Origin of the sequence: Sphingomonas sp. KR3-1 (genome assembly GCF_040049295.1) — a bacterium.
GTDB lineage: Bacteria > Pseudomonadota > Alphaproteobacteria > Sphingomonadales > Sphingomonadaceae > Sphingomonas.
Genome location: NZ_JBDZDQ010000001.1, coordinates 1,823,715 through 1,839,477, shown reverse-complemented (window position 1 = coordinate 1,839,477; position 15,763 = coordinate 1,823,715). Strand labels below are relative to the sequence as shown.

Below are 15,763 nucleotides of genomic sequence, written 5' to 3'. Positions count from 1 at the left end.
CAGGGGTGCAACCGGTTAATCGCCTGCCGGGACTCCGCCGTCAAGCGTTCCCGCCACGTTCCGGCGCATTGGCCGCCGCATCTGCCAGCGCATCGGCGGGGATGACGGGAAGGAAGCGAGGCGCTACGGCACGGCTATGGATCGCGCAGATGTCCTCATCCTCGGCGGCGGGCTGGTCGGCTCGGCGCTGGCCACCGCGCTCGATGCGCATGGCATTTCCTCGATCGTGGTCGATCCCGCCGATCCGGCGACGATCCTCGCGGCGAAGCATGACGGCCGCGCCTCGGCGATCGCCAGCGCGCCGATGCGGATGTTCGAGGCGATCGGCGTCGCCCCGCGGCTCGCCGGCAAGGGCTGCCCGATCCAGGGTATCCGCGTCTCCGACGGGCTCGAACCCGGCAAGCTCGATTTCGCCCCGGGCGAAGGCGAGGGCGCGCTCGGCCACATGTTCGAGAACCGCATCCTGCGCACCGCGCTCTACGAAGCCGCGGTCGCCGCGCCGCTTGCGGACGTGCGCATGCAGACCCGGGCGCTTCACGTGGAGCGCGGCGAGTTCGGCGTCACCGCCGATCTCTCCGACGGCACCCGCGTCGCCGCCCAGCTGCTGGTCGGCGCCGAGGGCCGCAACTCGCCGACGCGCGAGGCCGCCGGACTCAACACCGCGCGCTGGAGCTACGATCATGCCGCCATGGTCGCCACGCTCGGCCATGAACGTTCCCACGAAAACATCGCGTTCGAGATCTTCTATCCCGAAGGCCCCTTCGCGATTCTGCCTCTGCTCGATGACGAGAACGGTCATCGCTCGGCCGTGGTCTGGACGGTCAACGCCCGCGATGCCGCCGGGATGATGAAGCTTTCCGAGCGGGGCTATCTGGCCGAGGCCGAGAAGCGGATGGGCGGCTTCCTGGGCACGCTCGGGCCCTTGACGGCACGCTTCAGCCATCCGCTCGGCTTCCACCACGCCGCCTGGATCACCAGCGACCGGCTGGCGCTGGTCGGCGACGCGGCGCACGGCATCCACCCGATCGCCGGCCAGGGCGTCAATGTCGGCTTTCGCGACGTGGCGACTCTGGTCGAGGTGCTGGTCGACGGCAAAAGGCTCGGCCTCGACATGGGCGATCCCCAGCTGCTCGCCCGCTACCAGCGCTGGCGCGGGCTCGACACCTTCATGGTCGCTGCCGCCACCGACGGGCTGACCCGGCTGTTCGGCATCCCCGGCAAGACCGCAAGCGCCGTCCGCCGCTTCGGCCTCTCCTCCGTCGACAGGCTGCCACCGCTCAAGGACTGGTTCATGGCCGAGGCGCGCGGCGAAAGCGGTGACGTGCCCAAGCTGCTCCAGGGGATGACGGCGTGAGCCTCGTGCTCGCGTTCCTGCTGAGCTTCGCCCCACCTCCGGACTTTCCGGATCCGATCGCGCCCGCGGCACGCGGCGAGCTGCAATGCCACAGGCCCGATCGCGCGCGGCACATCTGCCAGTCGCTCGCCGGTTACCGGATCGACGCCAAGGGCGGGTTCCTCAACGATGCGGAAGTGCTGATCTCGGCCCAGAACGCGATCACGATGCGCACCGTCACGCCGGTCGAGATCCGCGACGGCGCGATCTGCGGCGCGATCACGCGTGTGTCGCTGGAAAAGGCGGTGTTCCTGGCGGCGGGCCAGCCGCTCGCGCCAGACAAGGCAGAGTCGCTGCGCGCGTCGCTTCTCCAGAACATGGCGACACTGTTCGACCACGAGATCTGCACGCGCTATTCGGCGAGCGGCGATCATCTCGTCGCGCAGGTGACGCTGGACGGCGTGGCGATCCAGGATACGATGGATCTGATCTGGGTGCGGCCGGACGAGGGGTACCGCGTCGCCGGTTGAACGGGGGAAATGCCATGCGTCTGTTGCCAACCCTGCTCGCACTCTTCCTCGCTACGCCGGCATGGGCCGACACCATCGCCACCTACTCCGCCCAGGGCGGGATGATGACGATGACGGTCGAAATCGCCACGACCGGCGAGATGCGCGTTACCATGGGCGGCAAGATGCTCGAGCAGCTGAAGGCCAAGGCTCCGGCGGGCATGGACCTCGACCAGTTCGGCGGCATCGTCCGCGACGGCGAGAACTACATGCTCCAGCCCGGACCCGACGGGAAAGTCAGGGTGATCCGCATGCGCGACGCTGCGGCGGTGATGAAGGAGTTCATGGCCGCGCACATGGCCGATTTCTCCAAGCCGCCGGAAGACGCGATGCAAGGCCCCAAGCTGGTCGCGCGCGGGACGGCGACGATCAACGGCCGCACCGGCAAGGCGTTTTACGGCGCGGACGCGAAGGCTAGCACCAAGGTCCTGCCGGTGGCGGTGATCAGCACCGATCCGGACCTTGCCAAGCTGGGCGAAGCGATGCGCCGCCAGTTCGCCACCTCCATGCAGATGATGGGCTCGGCCGGCTTCCCGGCGATGGGGAGCTCGATGGACGCCGTTCTCGCCCAGGGCGCTCCGCTCGCCTTTGCCGGGATGGAATTGCAGACGGTACGGCACGACGCGATTCCGCCCGCCCGCTTCGTCCTGCCCGCCGAACCGGCGTCGCTCGACCAGGTGCGCGAGTTGATGACGCCCAAGAAGATCGCGGGCGAATCGGAGGCAGCGGAGCCCAGGCCCTGACGCCTATTGCAGCGTCCCGGCCTCGTCCCCGTCGTGGCGGCCATAGAATTGCATCAGCTGGACGATCAGCTCGGAGCGCTCGGCCAGCGTGTCCGCCTCGAGCAGCGCCTGTTTCGATGCCGCGTCGAACGGGGCGATCTGGGCGATGCCGTTGACCAGCGATTCGTCGTCGAGCCGCGCGACGGCTTCCCAGTCGACCGCATAGCCAAGGCCATCGGCGAAGCGGCGCGATTCGATTTCCAGCGCGGCGCGCTCGGCAAGCGCGAGGATCTCGCTTTCGCCGACCGCCTCCAGCTCGGCCTCGACCTGGCGGAACGGCGTCGTGACGTCCAGCTCGCGCAGCACGGTGAAGCGCGCCAGCCCTTCCAGCACGATGTCGAAGCGCCCGTCGTCGAGCGCTTCCACTTCGGCGATCCGGCCGACACAGCCGATGTCGAATAAGGGCGGCGGCTCGCCGGCCCCGCGCGGCTGGATCATCCCGATTCGCCGGTCGCGGACCAGCGAATCTGAGACCATCGCCCGGTAGCGCGGCTCGAAGATGTGCAGCGGCAAGTGCATCCGCGGCAGGAGCAGCGCGCCGCCCAGCGGAAATACCGAGAGCCGCGTGATCTGCCCCGAAGGCGTCATCCGAACAGGATCGCGGAGAGCTTGCGGCGCTGCGCCGAGACCCAGGGGTCTTCCAGGCCGACGGCTTCGAACAGCTTCAGCAGACGTTGCCGCGCAGCGCCCTCGTTCCATTCGCGGTCGTCGCGAATCATGTCGAGCAGCGTGCCTGCGGCGGCGTCGCGGTCGCCCGCGGCCATCTGGCCGCCGGCCAGCTCGTAGCGCGCTTCCATGTCGCCGGTCGCGGCCTGGGCGGCGAGGCCGCTGAGGTCCTCGACCGGAGTCGCTTCCCGGGCGAGCGCGAGCGCGGCGCGTGCCTGCTCGATCTCGGCGCCCTTGGCGTCCTCGGGCAGGGTGGCGAGCACCGCCTCGGCCTCGTCGGCACGGGCCAGCGCCAGCAGCGCGCGGGCGCGGCCGGCGGCGACCTGGGGGTGATCGGGGGCAATCTCGGCGATCTGCTCGAAGACGCTCAGCGCCTGGTCGGCGTCACCATCGGCCAGCATCTGCTCGGCGGCGGCGATCAGCGGCTCGAGCTCGGCCTGGGCCTCGCCCTCGGCACTCTGCACGGGGAGCTGGCGCAGGATCTGGTCGAGCATCGTGCGCAGCTGCGTCTCGGTGCGGGCCGAACTCAGGTCGGCGACCAGCTGGCCCTGGAACATCGCATAGACGGTCGGGATCGAGCGGACCTGGAACTGGTTGGCGATGAACTGATTCGCATCGACATCGACCTTGGCAAGCGCCACGCCCTTGCCGGCATAGTCGGCGGCGACCTTTTCGAGCACGGGCGTGAGCGCCTTGCACGGCCCGCACCATTCCGCCCAGAAGTCGATGATGACCAGACTGGTCATCGAGGGCTCGACGACGTCGCGGCGGAATGCGTCGACGGCTTCCTTCTCCGCGGGGGTGAGTCCAAGCGTGGCCAAGGTGGGTGCTCCTGAAAATGCACTATTGGGGTCGTGCGCTATGTGGGCTTTCGCAGCGAAAGCGCCAAGCCTCTAAAAAAACTGGCCGGATGGGGTTGCCCGCCCCAAAAGCCGGTGCTAGTGGCCGCGCCTCACCCAGCCCGGTGGCGCTCGCCGCCCCGGACTAGAACGCCGAGCGGGCGTAGCTCAGGGGTAGAGCACGACCTTGCCAAGGTCGGGGTCGAGGGTTCGAATCCCTTCGCCCGCTCCAGCGTTTCTCAACCGTTTTCATGCGGTTCTCCGAGAAACTTCAGAAATTCGCTGCCAGGGCCGCGCGGTCACGTCCGGGCCTACCCCTTTGTGTAGCTTGCGCAGGCGCGGGCTCGGATGACAAAGAAGCGCCCGATGATCGCACGACTTGCCCTGGCGCTCGGCGCCGCCTTCCTCCTCTCCGCCGCGCCGCTTCCCGACGGAATCGAGGGCGTGTGGGCCAATCCGCGCGGCAGCGTCCACATCCGCTACGAATCCTGCGGCAAGGGCGCGATCTGCGGCACCGTCGTCTGGGCGAGCGACAAGGCGATGGCGGACGCCAGGCGCGGCGGGACGGACAGCCTGATCGGCACCCAGATCTTCCGCAACCTCTACAAGGCCGGCCCGAACAGCTGGAAGGGCAAGGTGTTCGTGCCCGACATCCGCAAGACGTTCTCGGGAACGGTGACGATCGAAGGCGACAAGATGATCGGCCGCGGCTGCCTGGTGCTCGGCGTCGGCTGCAAGTCGCAGACCTGGTTGCGGGTCGCGGAATGAACCGCCCAGCCTGATTCGCGAACGCTGCGTTTCCGGAACATGATCTTGTCCTGAAACCGCCTGCTTTCCACTTCAGGGGGCATACAGGTTCCAGAGACAAGAAGCTCCCTCATGTTCGGCAAGATCTTTCGGGCGATTCTGCCCGCACTCGCGCTTTCCCTCTCGCTCGTCGCTCCCGCCTCGGCCGGCTCCCCGCCCGATTCGGCGCCGATCGCCAGCGAGTGGCGCAACCCCAGCAACAGCGTGCACGTCCGCCTCGACCGGTGCGGCGGCGCGATCTGCGGCACGGTCACCTGGGCCAGCGACAAGGCGATCGCCGATGCGAAGCGCGGCGGCACGACCCAGCTGGTCGGCACGCATCTCTTCCGCGACCTGAAGCCCGACGGCGCCGGCCGGTGGAGCGGCAAGGTGTTCGTCCCCGATATCCGCCAGACCTTTTCGGGCACGGTCGAGTTCCAGGACGGCGACAAGATGGTCGGCAAGGGCTGCGTGCTGTTCGGGATCATCTGCAAGTCGCAGACCTGGTCGCGCGTGCGCTGAGAAAGGTTTGGCCGCAGCCTTCGGGCTGGCGGCGGCCCGCCGAGCGGCTAGGGTGGCGCCATGAGCAGTGCACCCATTCGAGTCGGTATCGGCGGCTGGACCTTCGAGCCCTGGCGGGGCGGTGCCTTCTATCCGGAGAAGCTCTCCCAGAAGAAGGAGCTCGAATATGCCTCGCGCCAGCTGACCGCGATCGAGATCAACGGCACCTATTATTCGAGCTTCAAGCCCGCGACGTTCGAGGGTTGGGCGAAGACGGTGCCCGACGGCTTCGTCTTCGCGGTGAAGGGCTCGCGCTTCTGCACCAACCGCAAGGTGCTGGCGGACGCCGGCGAATCGGTGGCGAAGTTCGTCGGCCAGGGCGTGATCGAGCTCGGCGACCGGCTCGGGCCTCTGATGTGGCAGTTCATGGCCACCAAGAAGTTCGACGCCCAGGATTTCGGCGCCTTCCTCGACCTGCTGCCGCGCGCGCATGAAGGCGTGCCGCTCCGCCACGCCGTCCAGGTGCGGCACGAGAGCTTCGCGGTGCCCGAGTTCGTCGACCTGTGCCGCAAGGCGGGCGTCGCGATCGTCTATGCCGATTCGCCGACCTATCCGGCGATCGCCGATGTGACCGGCGACTTCGTCTATGCGCGGCTCGAAGCAGGCGCGGACGAGAACCCATTTTGCTATCCCGAAAGCGAATTGCCGCGCTGGACCGAAGCGGCGAAGACTTGGGCCGCGGGCGGCCGCCCCGCCGGGCTTCCCTATGTCGAGGACCAGGATCCGCCAAAGCAGCCGCGCGAGACCTTTGTCTTCTTCATCCATGGCGGCAAGGTGCGCGCGCCGGCGGCGGCGCAAGAGCTGATCCGCCGGCTCGGCTGAGGTGCTGCGCCGGCTAGTGGATGAGGTGCAGCGCCGCCACGGCGCAGCAGGACGAGCCGATCAAGATCGTCGCGCAATGGTCGGCGCGGCTGCACATCCGCCGCCAGGTGCCGTGGCGCAGGCTTTCCTGCATCAGCCCTGCACCACCGTGCGCCATGTAGCCGCAGCCCAGGAAGATATAGGCGATCGTCAACGTCATGGACTTGCCTCCAGTTGTTGCTGGAAGCGGGGTGGCCCGATTCGGGGCGAATGACTGCGGAATATGCGGCAGCTCAATATTTGTTTGCGCGGCGCAACGGAGGATCGCGCAAATCAAAACAGGATCAGACGGGGTCGCGTACCTTTTTGGGAACGACCGCCAGCGTTCGCCGCCGTCCCTTGCCCGAGCGCGGGCCCAGCGGCGGCAATTCGTCGGTGATCCTGCAGCTCAAGCCGTAGAGATCCTGAATCGCATCGCGAATATCGGCGCAGCGATCCTCGGTCGTACGGTGCTTGCGGCGCAGATGGGTGATCAGGCCCGTGTGCCGACCGGTCTTGAGCGCGATCTCCTTGACGACGACATTCTGCTTCTTGCCTTCGCGTGCCGCGGCCTGGCGCAGCGCGCCCTCGAGGTCCGGCATCCAGAACTCGTGCGCCTCAATGGCACTCAACGCGAGCACCGGAAGCTCCTTGTCCGTTCGCGCCACGTTGAGCAGGCGAATGACGCCGTCGCACAGCACATATTTGATCAGTTCGCCGCGGAAGATGCTGTGGATCGAGCTCACGCTCGGAACCTCCGCCTTTTCCTCCGCGAGCGGCTTCGAATATTTGTCCTTCAAGCGCTGGTAGCCGGGCGCACCCGGATAACCGAGGGTTTCCAGTTCCGATGCTAGTGTCGGAACAGAATAGAGAGCTTGCGATATAAGTAGCGCGTTGGGCAACGTCTTTTCTCCGCAGAACGATTCAAGTCCGTGCAAAACTGATCTGCCGTAAACCGTTGCGGATACTTATCGAATTCGATGACAATTTCGGGACTCGTCTCGTGCTCGTCGAGATTCGAGTCTGCTCGAGCAAAAATGACAGGAAGTCGAGTGCGTTAAGATCGTGGCCGCTTCGGGCTCGCCCGGTCCGCCACCATCCGTTCGCCGTCGATCGTGATCGGCGAGGCGATGCCGGGCAGGCCGTCGCGCGCGATCCGCATCCCGCGGGCGATCACCTGCGGGTCGGCGAACACTTCGTCGATCGTGTTGATCGGCCCGGCCGGGACTCCCTCGGCCTCGAGCGCTTCGTAGAGATCGGCCTTGGCCCATTGCCGGATCGCCGCCTCGAGCAGCGGCAGCAGCGTCGCGCGATTCTCGACCCGCGCGGGATTGGTCGCGAAGCGCGGATCGGCGCCATAGTCGAGCCCGAGCACCCCGCAGAGCTTGCGGAACTGCGAATCATTGCCGACCGCGATGATCAGCGCGCCGTCCTTCGCGTCGAACGCCTGGTAGGGCACCAGGTTGGCGTGGCCATTGCCCATCCGGTGCGGCACCTTGGCTGGATTGGCCATCCAGTTGAGCGCCTGGTTGGCGAGCACGCCCACCTGCGTGTCGAGTAGCGCCATGTCGATATGCGCGCCCTCGCCCGTGGTGTCCCGCCTGCGCAGCGCCACCAGGATCGCCACCGCCGAATAGACGCCGGTGAAGATGTCGGCATAGGCGATGCCGGCCTTTTGCGGCGCGCCGTCGGGCTCGCCGGTCAGCGACATGAACCCGCCCATGCCCTGGATGATGAAGTCGTATCCCGCGCGCGGCGCATAGGGCCCGGTCTGGCCGAAACCGGTGATCGAGCAGACGACCAGCTTGGGGTTCAGCGCCCGGAGCGATGCGGGATCGAGTGCGTATTTCACCAGCCCGCCGACCTTGTAGTTCTCGATCACCACATCGGCATCGGCGACCAGCGCGCGCACCGCCGCCTGGCCCTCCGCGGTGGCGATATCGATCGCCAGCGAGGTCTTGCCCCGGTTGCAGGCATGGAAATAGGCGGCGTCGCGATTCTCGCCCTCGGCATCGTGGAGGAAGGGCGGCCCCCAATGCCGGGTATCGTCGCCTTCGCCCGGCCGCTCGATCTTAGTCACCTCGGCGCCCAGGTCGGCGAGCAGCTGCCCGCACCAGGGCCCGGCAAGGATCCGCGCCAGCTCGACGACCTTGATGCCCTGAAGCGGCTTCATGGACGGCGTATCTCGTAGATCACATGCGGCTTCATCGCGCCTGCCATCAGCCGGTCGACCGTGCCCGGCCGCACTACGCCGCCGATCTTCTCCATCGCCTTGCGCGACCGCACATTGTCCACCCCGACGGTGAACACCGCGGTGCGCACGAAGCGGTGGATATGGTCGAGCATCAGCCGCTTGATCTCGCGATTGGTGCCGTCGCCCCAATAGCGCCGCGCCAGATAGGTCCAGCCGATCTCGATCTCGTCGGCGGCTCGATCCCAATTGTCGAAGCGCGACGATCCGATCACCTGGCCGCTGGCCTTGTCGAGGATCGTCAGCGCCCCGCCGCTGGCGATGCCGGCATCGAAATAGGCGCGGAACACGCTTTCCTGCCAGCGGTCGTGCGCCGGATGGACTTCCCAGACCAGCGGATCGGAGGCGACCGCGAACAGCGCGTCCCAATCCTCGGGCGTGCTCGGCCGCAGCAGCACCCGCTCGCCTTCGAGGACCGGCTGCCGCTCGGGCTCCATCAGAACGCCGCGATCCCGGTGATCGCCCGGCCGAGGATCAGGCCATGGACGTCGTGCGTGCCCTCATAGGTGTTGACGGTCTCCAGGTTGATCGCGTGGCGCAGCACGTGGAACTCGGCCGCGATGCCGTTGCCGCCATGCATGTCGCGGGCAACCCGCGCGATATCGAGCGCCTTGCCGCAATTGTTGCGCTTGATGATGCTGATCGCCTCGGGCGCGAGCGTGCCTTCGTCGAACATCCGCCCGCAGCGCAGTGCCGCCTGCAGCCCGAGCGCGATCTCGGTCTCCATGTTGGCGAGCTTCAGCTGCACCAGCTGGTTGGCGGCGAGCGGCTTGCCGAACTGGGCGCGGTCGAGCGTGTATTGCCGCGCGGCGTGCATGCAGGCCTCGGCAGCGCCCATGCTCCCCCAGGCGATGCCGTAGCGCGCGCGGTTGAGGCAGCCGAACGGACCCTTCAGCCCCTGCACTTCGGGGAGCAGCGCATCCTCGCTCACTTCCACCCCGTCCATCACGATCTCGCCGGTGATGCTCGCGCGCAGGCTCAGCTTGCCTTCGATCTTGGGCGCCGAAAGCCCCTTCATGCCCTTTTCGAGCACGAAGCCCTTGATGCTCCCGCCATGCGCCTCGCTCTTCGCCCAGACGACGAAGACGTCGGCGATCGGCGAGTTGGTGATCCACATCTTGTTGCCGGTCAGCCGGTAGCCGCCGTCGATCTTCGCGGCCCGCGTGCGCATGCCGCCCGGGTCCGAGCCGGCATCGGGTTCGGTCAGCCCGAAACAGCCGATCCATTCGCCGGTGGCGAGCTTGGGGAGGTATTTCCGCTTCTGTTCCTCGGTACCATGGGCGTGGATCGGGTGCATCACGAGGCTCGACTGCACCGACATCGCCGAGCGATAGCCCGAATCAACCCGCTCCACTTCGCGTGCCACCAGCCCGTAGGAGACATAGCCGAGGCCGGCGCCACCATATGCCTCGGGAATCGTCGCGCCGAGCAGGCCGAGCGCGCCCATTTCGGACATGATCTCGCGGTCGAACCGCTCCTCGAGATAGGCGCTGGTCACGCGCGGCAGCAGCTCGCCCTGCGCATAGTCGCGCGCGGCGTCGCGGACCATCCGCTCCTCATCGGTCAGCTGCGCATCGAGCCCGAAGGGATCCGCCCAGTCGAACCGGCCCATCTCTGCCATTTCCAAATCCTCTCAACTAACTCTGTCGTCCTAGCGGCTGCGCCTGGCGGCGCGCGCAAGGGATCGCGGCATGGGGTATAGAGCGCGGCTATCCCGCCTGGGCAGGAGCGGGGGCTGCGGCCGTGGCCGGCAGGTCCATCGCCGCGCGCTCGATCTCGGTGAGCGCCACGCGCGCCGCGACATAGCGCCGCGCCGCGCCGGTCCAGCTCTCGGCAACCGCGACGCCCGGCATGTGCGCGACTTCGGCGAGCGCGGCCTCGACGTCGCCGCGGTCGAGCGCGCGCCGCGCCCGGCGCAGCCGCTCGGCCGGCAGCGGGCTCGGCGTGCCGGCTTCGCGCAGCACCACCAGGTTGCCGAGCATCCGGCGCACCCGGTTCCACAAACTGTCCTTGGGATCGTTGGCGAGCTGGGGCCCCAGCGTGTCGAGCGCGGCGCGCAGGTCCTCGAGCGTCACCGGCTGCGCGGCGGCGCGCAGGATCGCGGCCACGGCATCGCCGTTGCGCTCGCCGAAGCGGGCGCGCAGCTGCGCGTCGAGCGGGCCCAGCGGCTGGCCGCGCTCGATCGCCCGGCGCACCGCGAACACGATCATCATCCGCTCGGCGCGGGTGGCATAGGAAGCTGCGTTTCGCGAGCTCGCATCGGAATCGCGCAGGCGCAGCTCGATCTGGTCGAGCTTGCCGGCCAGCATCGTCTCGCGCGCGCTCAGCGTCGCCAGGTCGGTGCCGGGCGGCAGCTGGGGCACGGCGACCTGGGTCGCCAGCGGGCTGGGCAGCGGTGCCGGCGGATCGACGCGCGGCGAGAGCCCGCCGGCCAGGCCGACGGCGCCGATGGTCACGCCGATGCCGGCTGCAAACGCTATCGTGCCGATCAGGCTGGCGCTGCGCCACCAGGGCACGCGCGGCGCCGCGGGCGCGAGGGTGTCGTCGGTCATGCGCCCTTATTCGCCGTGCCGGCGCGTGCGGTCAATGCGTGCGCTCAATCGGCGAGGTGCAGCGCGAGCGCGAGCAGCGTGTCCGGCTGCGTGTCGGCGGCGATCTCCACCCGCCGCCAGCCCGGCCCCGCCGCCACTGCGGCGCGCGTGCTGATCGCGGCAATGCTGGTGATCGCCCGGTGGTCGGGCGCGACCAGCTCGGCAAGCCGCGCGCCGGCCCGGGCGGACTGGACCAGCACGACCGCGCCGCGCAGCCGCACCGCCTGGGCCTGGTCGATCTCCAGCGCCTCGCTGGCATAGACGGTGATCGCCTCGGCGACGATGCCGCCGGCCCCCAGCATCCGCTCGCGTCCGCCGAGCAGCAGCGCCCGGCGCACTCCCATCGCCTCGGCCGCCTGCACCAGCGCCGCCGCGCCGCCTTCGCCGATGTGCGCGATGGCGAAGCCGATTCGCCGCGCCGCCTCGGCCGTGACATGGCCTACCGCGTGGACGGGCAGGCCGAGCAGCGCATCGAGCTGGGGCCCGCCATGGCGCACGGCATTGGCGCTGGTCAGCAGCAGCGCGTCGAAGCGCGCCGGATCGGGCAGCGTCCAGGGCACCGGCCTGGCCGTGAACAGCGGCAACCGGATCGCGGCCCGCCCCGCCGCCTCGATTGCCGACGCCGTCACGCGGTTGCCCGGTTCGGGCCGCAGTACGGCGATCGCGCGGCTCATCCCGCGAACAATCGCCGCACCGCCTCCGGTGCGCGCGCGAGCAGGTCGCGGGCAAGCGCGGCGGGCAGGGCAGGGTCGAGCGGCGCGCCTTCGATCGTGCCGTGGACGTGCGCGGCGCCGTCCTCCGAAAGCAGCTCGGCCTCGAGCGTCAGGATCGCGCCTTCGATCGTCGCGAGCGCGGCGACCGGCGAATGGCAATCGGCCTTGAGCGCAGCGAGCAGCGCGCGCTCGGCATGGATGCAGGCATGCGTCTCGGCATGGTCGATCGCGCCGACCAGCGCTCGGGCGCGGCTGTCGTCAGCGCGGATCTCGATCCCCACCGCGCCCTGCGCCGGTGCGGGCAGCAGCACGTTGGTGGGGAGGGGAATGCCGACGTCATGACGCCCGAGCCGCACCAGGCCCGCGGCGGCAAGCAGCGTCGCATCGGCCTCGCCTGCAGCGAGCTTGGCGATCCGGGTATCGACATTGCCGCGGAACAGCGTGGTCGAAAGGTCGGGGCGCAGCCGGCGGACCTGCGCGGCGCGGCGCGGCGAGCTGGTGCCGAGCACCCCGCCCGGGCGGATCGCGTCGATCGACGGTGCACCCACCAGCCGGTCGCGCACATCGGCGCGCGGCGGGATCGCGGCGATCGCGATCATCCCGGGCCGGATCGTCTCGACGTCCTTCATCGAATGGACAGCGCAGTCGATCTCGCCGCCGAGCAGCGCCCGGTCGAGCTCCTTGGTCCACAGCGCCTTGCCGCCGATCTCGGCGAGCGCGCGGTCCTGCACCTTGTCGCCGGTGGTCCTGATCACGACGATCTCAAAGTCGCTGACCGGCAGCCTGTGCGCCGCCGCCAGCGCGTCGCGCACCAGGTTCGCCTGCATCAGCGCCAGCGGCGAACCCCGCGTCCCAAGTTTGAAAACGGTCATGGCCTTGCCCTTACCGGCTCGCTCCGTCCTTGTCGAAGCGGACACGGATATTCACGCGAAGGCACGACGATCGAAGGATCCCGCGAAGCGGCGGGCATTTTCGCCGAGATGGGAGAGCCTTCGGCTCGTCCCTGGGGCTAACATCGTCGCGCCTTCGCGGCTTCGCGTGAATCAAAAATGCCCCGCGATTTCGACAATCGCCTCCTGAAACCCTAGATGCGCAAACAACGGAGTACGAAAAGACCACTTATGGCCCTGATCCTCGGCCTCGAATCGAGTTGCGACGAAACCGCGGCGGCGCTGGTCACCACCGATCGGCAGGTGCTGGCGCACAAGCTCGCCCGCCAGGAGGCGGCGCACCGTCCCTATGGCGGGGTCGTGCCCGAAATTGCCGCGCGCGCCCATGTCGAGGCGATCGGGCCGCTGATCACCGGCGTGTTCGAGGAAGCGGGGCTCACCCTCGCCGATGTCGATGCGGTTGCCGCCACTGCCGGCCCGGGGCTGATCGGTGGCGTCATGGTGGGGCTGGTCGCGGGCAAGGCGCTGGCGCTGGCGGGGTCCAAGCCGCTGATCGCGGTCAACCATCTCGAGGGCCATGCGCTCTCGCCGCGGCTCACCGACCCCGATCTCGCCTTCCCCTATCTGCTGCTGCTCGTCTCGGGCGGCCATTGCCAGCTGCTGCTGGTCGAGGGCGTGGGCCGCTATCGGCGCCTCGCCACCACGATCGACGATGCCGCGGGCGAGGCGTTCGACAAGACCGCAAAGATGCTCGGCCTCGGCTTTCCCGGCGGTCCCGCGGTGGAAGAGGCGGCGGCCAGGGGCGATCCCCGCGCCGTGCCGCTGCCGCGCCCGCTGCTCGGTTCGGCCGAGCCGCATTTCTCCTTTGCCGGCCTCAAGAGCGATGTCGCGCGCAAGGTCGGGCTCTACCGCGCCGAGGATATCGCCGCCTCCTTCCAGCAGGCGGTGGTCGATTGCCTGATCGACCGCACCCGCCGCGCAATCGCGGCGGTCGATGCGACCGCGCTGGTCGTCGCCGGCGGGGTCGCGGCGAACCGGGCGGTGCGCGGCGCGCTGGAACGACTGGCCGCGGACAGTGGCATGCGCTTCGTCGCGCCGCCGCTCTGGCTCTGCACCGATAATGCGGCGATGATCGGCTGGGCGGGCGCCGAGCGCTTCGCGGCGGGTTTCAGCGATCCGCTCGACGTCGCGGCGCGGCCGCGCTGGCCGCTCGATCCGGACGCGGAGAAGGTGCGCGGGGCAGGAGTGAAGGCATGAGGATAGGTGTCATCGGCGGCGGCGCCTGGGGAACGGCCCTGGCCCAGGTCGCGGCGCGCGGCGGGCAGGAGGTCCTGCTCTGGGCGCGCGAGCCCGAGGTGGTGGAGAGTGTCAACATCCGCCACCGGAATGACCTGTTCCTCTCTGGAGTCCCTCTGAGCCCGACCATCCGCGCTACGCCCAATCTTGGCGAGCTCAACGATACGGACGCTCTGCTGGTTGTCGCCCCCGCCCAGCACGTCCGCGCGGTGCTGTCGCAGCTCTCCGTCGGCGCTACCCCGCTGGTCCTCTGCGCCAAGGGGATCGAGGCCGGCACCAAGCGCCTGGTCGGCGAGGTCGCGGCCGAAGTCGCTCCCGATGCCCCCCTCGCGGTGCTCTCGGGCCCCACCTTCGCCCATGAGGTCGCCGCCGGAAAGCCCACTGCGGTCACCCTGGCCTGCGAGGACGAGGCGCTGCGCACCCGGCTGTCGGAGCGCCTCGCCGGCCCGGCCTTCCGCACCTATGGCTCCGCGGACGTGGTCGGGGCGGAGATCGGCGGCGCGGTCAAGAACGTCCTCGCCATCGCCTGCGGCGTGGTGGAAGGCGCCGGCCTCGGCCTCAACGCCCGCGCCGCGCTCATCGCGAGGGGCTTTGCCGAGATGACGCGCTTCGGCATGGCCCGCGGTGCCCAGGCGGAGACGCTCACCGGCCTGTCGGGCCTCGGCGACCTCGTCCTCACCTGCTCTTCCACCAACTCGCGCAACTTCTCGCTCGGCCTGGGCCTTGGCCATGGCCGGAGCGCCGCCGAGCTGATGGCCGACCGCAAGACCGTCGCCGAGGGCGCGCACACTGCTCCCGTCCTGCGCGAGGCCGCCCGGGATGCCGGGATCGACATGCCGGTCACCGAGGCAGTCAACGCCCTGCTCGAGGGCGCGCCCGTGGCGAAGGTGATCGAGGCGCTGCTCACTCGCCCGCTCAAGGAAGAAGCGCTGTGAAATGGGCGGCGATGCTCAGGGGCATCAACCTCGGCAAGCGCCAGCTCAAGTCGGCGGAATTGAAGGCCGTGGTCGAGGGCATGGGCTTCACCGAGGTGAAGACGATCCTCGCCTCGGGCAATGTCGTCTTCGAGGCGGGCGACGCGAAGCCCGAGGCGCTGGAGCGCGATCTCCACGCCGCGCTGGAAAAGGCCACCGGGCTCAAGTCCGATGTCTATGTGCGCAATCGCGCCGATCTCGAGCAGCTGGTCGCGGCCAATCCCTTCCCGAAGGAAGCCGAGGAGCGGCCGAGCTTCCTCGTCGTCAGCTTTCACCGCGAATCGCCCGATCGCGCGGCGATCGACAAGCTTGCCGAGAGCTATGACGGTCCCGAACGCATGGTGATCGTCGGGCGCGAGCTGTTCACCGATTTCCCCGATGGCCAGGGTCGCTCGAACCTGATCCCGGCGCTGCAGAAGGCCAAGCTGGCGCACGGCAATACCGGGCGCAACTGGAACACGGTGCTGAAGCTGCTGGCTGCGGTCAGCGACTAGAAGTCGACCGCCACGCCCTTGCGCTCCCAGTCGCCATAGCGAGTCGGGTCGAGCGCATCGGGCTTTTCCTTGGCCGGCGCGGGCTTGGGCACGGGCGGGCTGGGCGTCAGATACGCGGGCGGTTTCACATTTGCGGGGCGCTGGGCCATAGGCGGCAGATCGTCCTTCCAATCCAAGA

General features: G+C 68.9%; 20 protein-coding genes and 1 tRNA gene. 10 read left to right on the top strand and 11 right to left on the bottom strand.

The genetic code is table 11. The features are described 5' to 3' along the window. Window positions 1–136: 136 nt before the first annotated feature. From ABLE38_RS08965 to ABLE38_RS08955, 3 genes are read left to right on the top strand one after another with little or no spacing between them, the layout of a single operon-like run. Window positions 137–1,354, top strand: coding sequence for a UbiH/UbiF/VisC/COQ6 family ubiquinone biosynthesis hydroxylase (locus tag ABLE38_RS08965; protein WP_348973811.1), 1,218 nt, complete (start codon window positions 137–139; stop codon window positions 1,352–1,354). After that, complete coding sequence (locus tag ABLE38_RS08960; RefSeq protein WP_348973810.1) at window positions 1,351–1,863, top strand: hypothetical protein; 513 nt, start codon at window positions 1,351–1,353, stop codon at window positions 1,861–1,863. The genes ABLE38_RS08965 and ABLE38_RS08960 overlap by 4 nt, the downstream gene beginning before the upstream one ends. A gap of 14 nt (window positions 1,864–1,877) precedes the next feature. Then, a complete protein-coding gene (locus ABLE38_RS08955; RefSeq protein ID WP_348973809.1) occupies window positions 1,878–2,645 on the top strand; it encodes a hypothetical protein in 768 nt (255 codons plus the stop codon). Window positions 2,646–2,648: 3 nt separating this feature from the next. Here ABLE38_RS08955 and ABLE38_RS08950 read toward each other — a convergent pair whose 3' ends face one another. Both ABLE38_RS08950 and ABLE38_RS08945 read right to left on the bottom strand, forming a co-directional pair. Continuing rightward, on the bottom strand, window positions 2,649–3,272 hold the full coding sequence (locus ABLE38_RS08950; RefSeq protein WP_348973808.1) for an LON peptidase substrate-binding domain-containing protein: 624 nt from the start codon (window positions 3,270–3,272) through the stop codon (window positions 2,649–2,651). Beyond that, window positions 3,269–4,171, bottom strand: a complete 903-nt coding sequence (locus tag ABLE38_RS08945) for a tetratricopeptide repeat protein (protein WP_348973807.1) — start codon at window positions 4,169–4,171, stop codon at window positions 3,269–3,271. The genes ABLE38_RS08950 and ABLE38_RS08945 overlap by 4 nt, the downstream gene beginning before the upstream one ends. A gap of 175 nt (window positions 4,172–4,346) precedes the next feature. Between ABLE38_RS08945 and ABLE38_RS08940 the strand changes: the two genes are divergently transcribed. The 4 genes from ABLE38_RS08940 to ABLE38_RS08925 all read left to right on the top strand — a co-directional run bounded on the left by ABLE38_RS08940 (window position 4,347) and on the right by ABLE38_RS08925 (window position 6,358). Beyond that, window positions 4,347–4,421: transfer RNA gene (locus tag ABLE38_RS08940), tRNA-Gly, on the top strand. A gap of 134 nt (window positions 4,422–4,555) precedes the next feature. Beyond that, window positions 4,556–4,957 (top strand): DUF2147 domain-containing protein, encoded by a 402-nt coding sequence (locus ABLE38_RS08935; protein WP_348973806.1) that lies wholly within the window; start codon window positions 4,556–4,558, stop codon window positions 4,955–4,957. 111 nt (window positions 4,958–5,068) lie between these two features. Further along, on the top strand, window positions 5,069–5,497 hold the full coding sequence (locus ABLE38_RS08930; protein ID WP_348973805.1) for a DUF2147 domain-containing protein: 429 nt from the start codon (window positions 5,069–5,071) through the stop codon (window positions 5,495–5,497). A gap of 60 nt (window positions 5,498–5,557) precedes the next feature. Beyond that, the gene (locus ABLE38_RS08925) at window positions 5,558–6,358 is read left to right on the top strand and encodes a DUF72 domain-containing protein (protein WP_348973804.1); all 801 of its coding nucleotides are present in this window, start codon (window positions 5,558–5,560) and stop codon (window positions 6,356–6,358) included. A 13-nt stretch (window positions 6,359–6,371) separates the two neighbouring features. On the opposite strand, the gene ABLE38_RS08920 is transcribed toward ABLE38_RS08925, so the two are convergent. The 8 genes from ABLE38_RS08920 to hemC form a co-directional block, all read right to left on the bottom strand. Continuing rightward, window positions 6,372–6,557 (bottom strand): hypothetical protein, encoded by a 186-nt coding sequence (locus ABLE38_RS08920; protein ID WP_348973803.1) that lies wholly within the window; start codon window positions 6,555–6,557, stop codon window positions 6,372–6,374. Between the two features lie 124 nt (window positions 6,558–6,681). After that, on the bottom strand, window positions 6,682–7,278 hold the full coding sequence (locus ABLE38_RS08915; RefSeq protein ID WP_348973802.1) for a hypothetical protein: 597 nt from the start codon (window positions 7,276–7,278) through the stop codon (window positions 6,682–6,684). Between the two features lie 155 nt (window positions 7,279–7,433). Further along, a complete protein-coding gene (locus ABLE38_RS08910) occupies window positions 7,434–8,549 on the bottom strand; it encodes a CaiB/BaiF CoA-transferase family protein (protein ID WP_348973801.1) in 1,116 nt (371 codons plus the stop codon). Further along, complete coding sequence (locus tag ABLE38_RS08905) at window positions 8,546–9,064, bottom strand: GNAT family N-acetyltransferase (RefSeq protein ID WP_348973800.1); 519 nt, start codon at window positions 9,062–9,064, stop codon at window positions 8,546–8,548. The genes ABLE38_RS08910 and ABLE38_RS08905 overlap by 4 nt, the downstream gene beginning before the upstream one ends. Continuing rightward, a complete protein-coding gene (locus ABLE38_RS08900; protein ID WP_348973799.1) occupies window positions 9,064–10,248 on the bottom strand; it encodes an acyl-CoA dehydrogenase in 1,185 nt (394 codons plus the stop codon). Before ABLE38_RS08900 ends, ABLE38_RS08905 begins: the two co-directional genes overlap by 1 nt. Window positions 10,249–10,336: 88 nt before the next feature. Continuing rightward, a complete protein-coding gene (locus tag ABLE38_RS08895) occupies window positions 10,337–11,179 on the bottom strand; it encodes a hypothetical protein (RefSeq protein ID WP_348973798.1) in 843 nt (280 codons plus the stop codon). A gap of 44 nt (window positions 11,180–11,223) precedes the next feature. Then, a complete protein-coding gene (locus tag ABLE38_RS08890; protein ID WP_348973797.1) occupies window positions 11,224–11,892 on the bottom strand; it encodes a uroporphyrinogen-III synthase in 669 nt (222 codons plus the stop codon). After that, a complete protein-coding gene (gene hemC, locus ABLE38_RS08885; protein WP_348973796.1) occupies window positions 11,889–12,803 on the bottom strand; it encodes a hydroxymethylbilane synthase in 915 nt (304 codons plus the stop codon). The genes ABLE38_RS08890 and hemC overlap by 4 nt, the downstream gene beginning before the upstream one ends. 249 nt (window positions 12,804–13,052) lie before the next feature. Here hemC and tsaD point away from each other — a divergent pair, with 249 nt between their 5' ends. Genes tsaD through ABLE38_RS08870 form a run of 3 tightly spaced genes read left to right on the top strand, consistent with a single transcriptional unit; the run spans window position 13,053 to window position 15,585 of the window. Further along, the gene (gene tsaD, locus ABLE38_RS08880) at window positions 13,053–14,078 is read left to right on the top strand and encodes a tRNA (adenosine(37)-N6)-threonylcarbamoyltransferase complex transferase subunit TsaD (protein ID WP_348973795.1); all 1,026 of its coding nucleotides are present in this window, start codon (window positions 13,053–13,055) and stop codon (window positions 14,076–14,078) included. Then, entirely contained in the window at window positions 14,075–15,052 is a 978-nt protein-coding gene (locus tag ABLE38_RS08875) for an NAD(P)H-dependent glycerol-3-phosphate dehydrogenase (protein WP_348973794.1), read from the top strand. Before tsaD ends, ABLE38_RS08875 begins: the two co-directional genes overlap by 4 nt. Next, a complete protein-coding gene (locus tag ABLE38_RS08870; protein ID WP_348973793.1) occupies window positions 15,049–15,585 on the top strand; it encodes a DUF1697 domain-containing protein in 537 nt (178 codons plus the stop codon). The genes ABLE38_RS08875 and ABLE38_RS08870 overlap by 4 nt, the downstream gene beginning before the upstream one ends. On the opposite strand, the gene ABLE38_RS08865 is transcribed toward ABLE38_RS08870, so the two are convergent. After that, window positions 15,582–15,734: a DUF1674 domain-containing protein gene (locus ABLE38_RS08865; RefSeq protein ID WP_348973792.1), complete on the bottom strand. Its 153-nt coding sequence runs from the start codon at window positions 15,732–15,734 to the stop codon at window positions 15,582–15,584. The two genes, ABLE38_RS08870 and ABLE38_RS08865, sit on opposite strands and share 4 nt — an antisense overlap. Window positions 15,735–15,763 lie beyond the last annotated feature (29 nt).

Bases quoted from the DNA above. Each gene is read 5' to 3' on its own strand.
- ABLE38_RS08895 (WP_348973798.1), bottom strand. From the start codon at position 11,179: ATGACCGACGACACCCTCGCGCCCGCGGCGCCGCGCGTGCCCTGGTGG.
- ABLE38_RS08910 (WP_348973801.1), bottom strand. From the start codon at position 8,549: ATGAAGCCGCTTCAGGGCATCAAGGTCGTCGAGCTGGCGCGGATCCTT.
- ABLE38_RS08950 (WP_348973808.1), bottom strand. From the start codon at position 3,272: ATGACGCCTTCGGGGCAGATCACGCGGCTCTCGGTATTTCCGCTGGGC.
- ABLE38_RS08935 (WP_348973806.1), top strand. From the start codon at position 4,556: ATGATCGCACGACTTGCCCTGGCGCTCGGCGCCGCCTTCCTCCTCTCC.
- ABLE38_RS08925 (WP_348973804.1), top strand. From the start codon at position 5,558: ATGAGCAGTGCACCCATTCGAGTCGGTATCGGCGGCTGGACCTTCGAG.
- ABLE38_RS08905 (WP_348973800.1), bottom strand. From the start codon at position 9,064: ATGGAGCCCGAGCGGCAGCCGGTCCTCGAAGGCGAGCGGGTGCTGCTG.
- ABLE38_RS08955 (WP_348973809.1), top strand. From the start codon at position 1,878: ATGCGTCTGTTGCCAACCCTGCTCGCACTCTTCCTCGCTACGCCGGCA.
- tsaD (WP_348973795.1), top strand. From the start codon at position 13,053: ATGGCCCTGATCCTCGGCCTCGAATCGAGTTGCGACGAAACCGCGGCG.
- ABLE38_RS08930 (WP_348973805.1), top strand. From the start codon at position 5,069: ATGTTCGGCAAGATCTTTCGGGCGATTCTGCCCGCACTCGCGCTTTCC.
- ABLE38_RS08900 (WP_348973799.1), bottom strand. From the start codon at position 10,248: ATGGCAGAGATGGGCCGGTTCGACTGGGCGGATCCCTTCGGGCTCGAT.
- ABLE38_RS08890 (WP_348973797.1), bottom strand. From the start codon at position 11,892: ATGAGCCGCGCGATCGCCGTACTGCGGCCCGAACCGGGCAACCGCGTG.
- ABLE38_RS08965 (WP_348973811.1), top strand. From the start codon at position 137: ATGGATCGCGCAGATGTCCTCATCCTCGGCGGCGGGCTGGTCGGCTCG.
- ABLE38_RS08865 (WP_348973792.1), bottom strand. From the start codon at position 15,734: ATGGCCCAGCGCCCCGCAAATGTGAAACCGCCCGCGTATCTGACGCCC.
- hemC (WP_348973796.1), bottom strand. From the start codon at position 12,803: ATGACCGTTTTCAAACTTGGGACGCGGGGTTCGCCGCTGGCGCTGATG.
- ABLE38_RS08875 (WP_348973794.1), top strand. From the start codon at position 14,075: ATGAGGATAGGTGTCATCGGCGGCGGCGCCTGGGGAACGGCCCTGGCC.
- ABLE38_RS08920 (WP_348973803.1), bottom strand. From the start codon at position 6,557: ATGACGTTGACGATCGCCTATATCTTCCTGGGCTGCGGCTACATGGCG.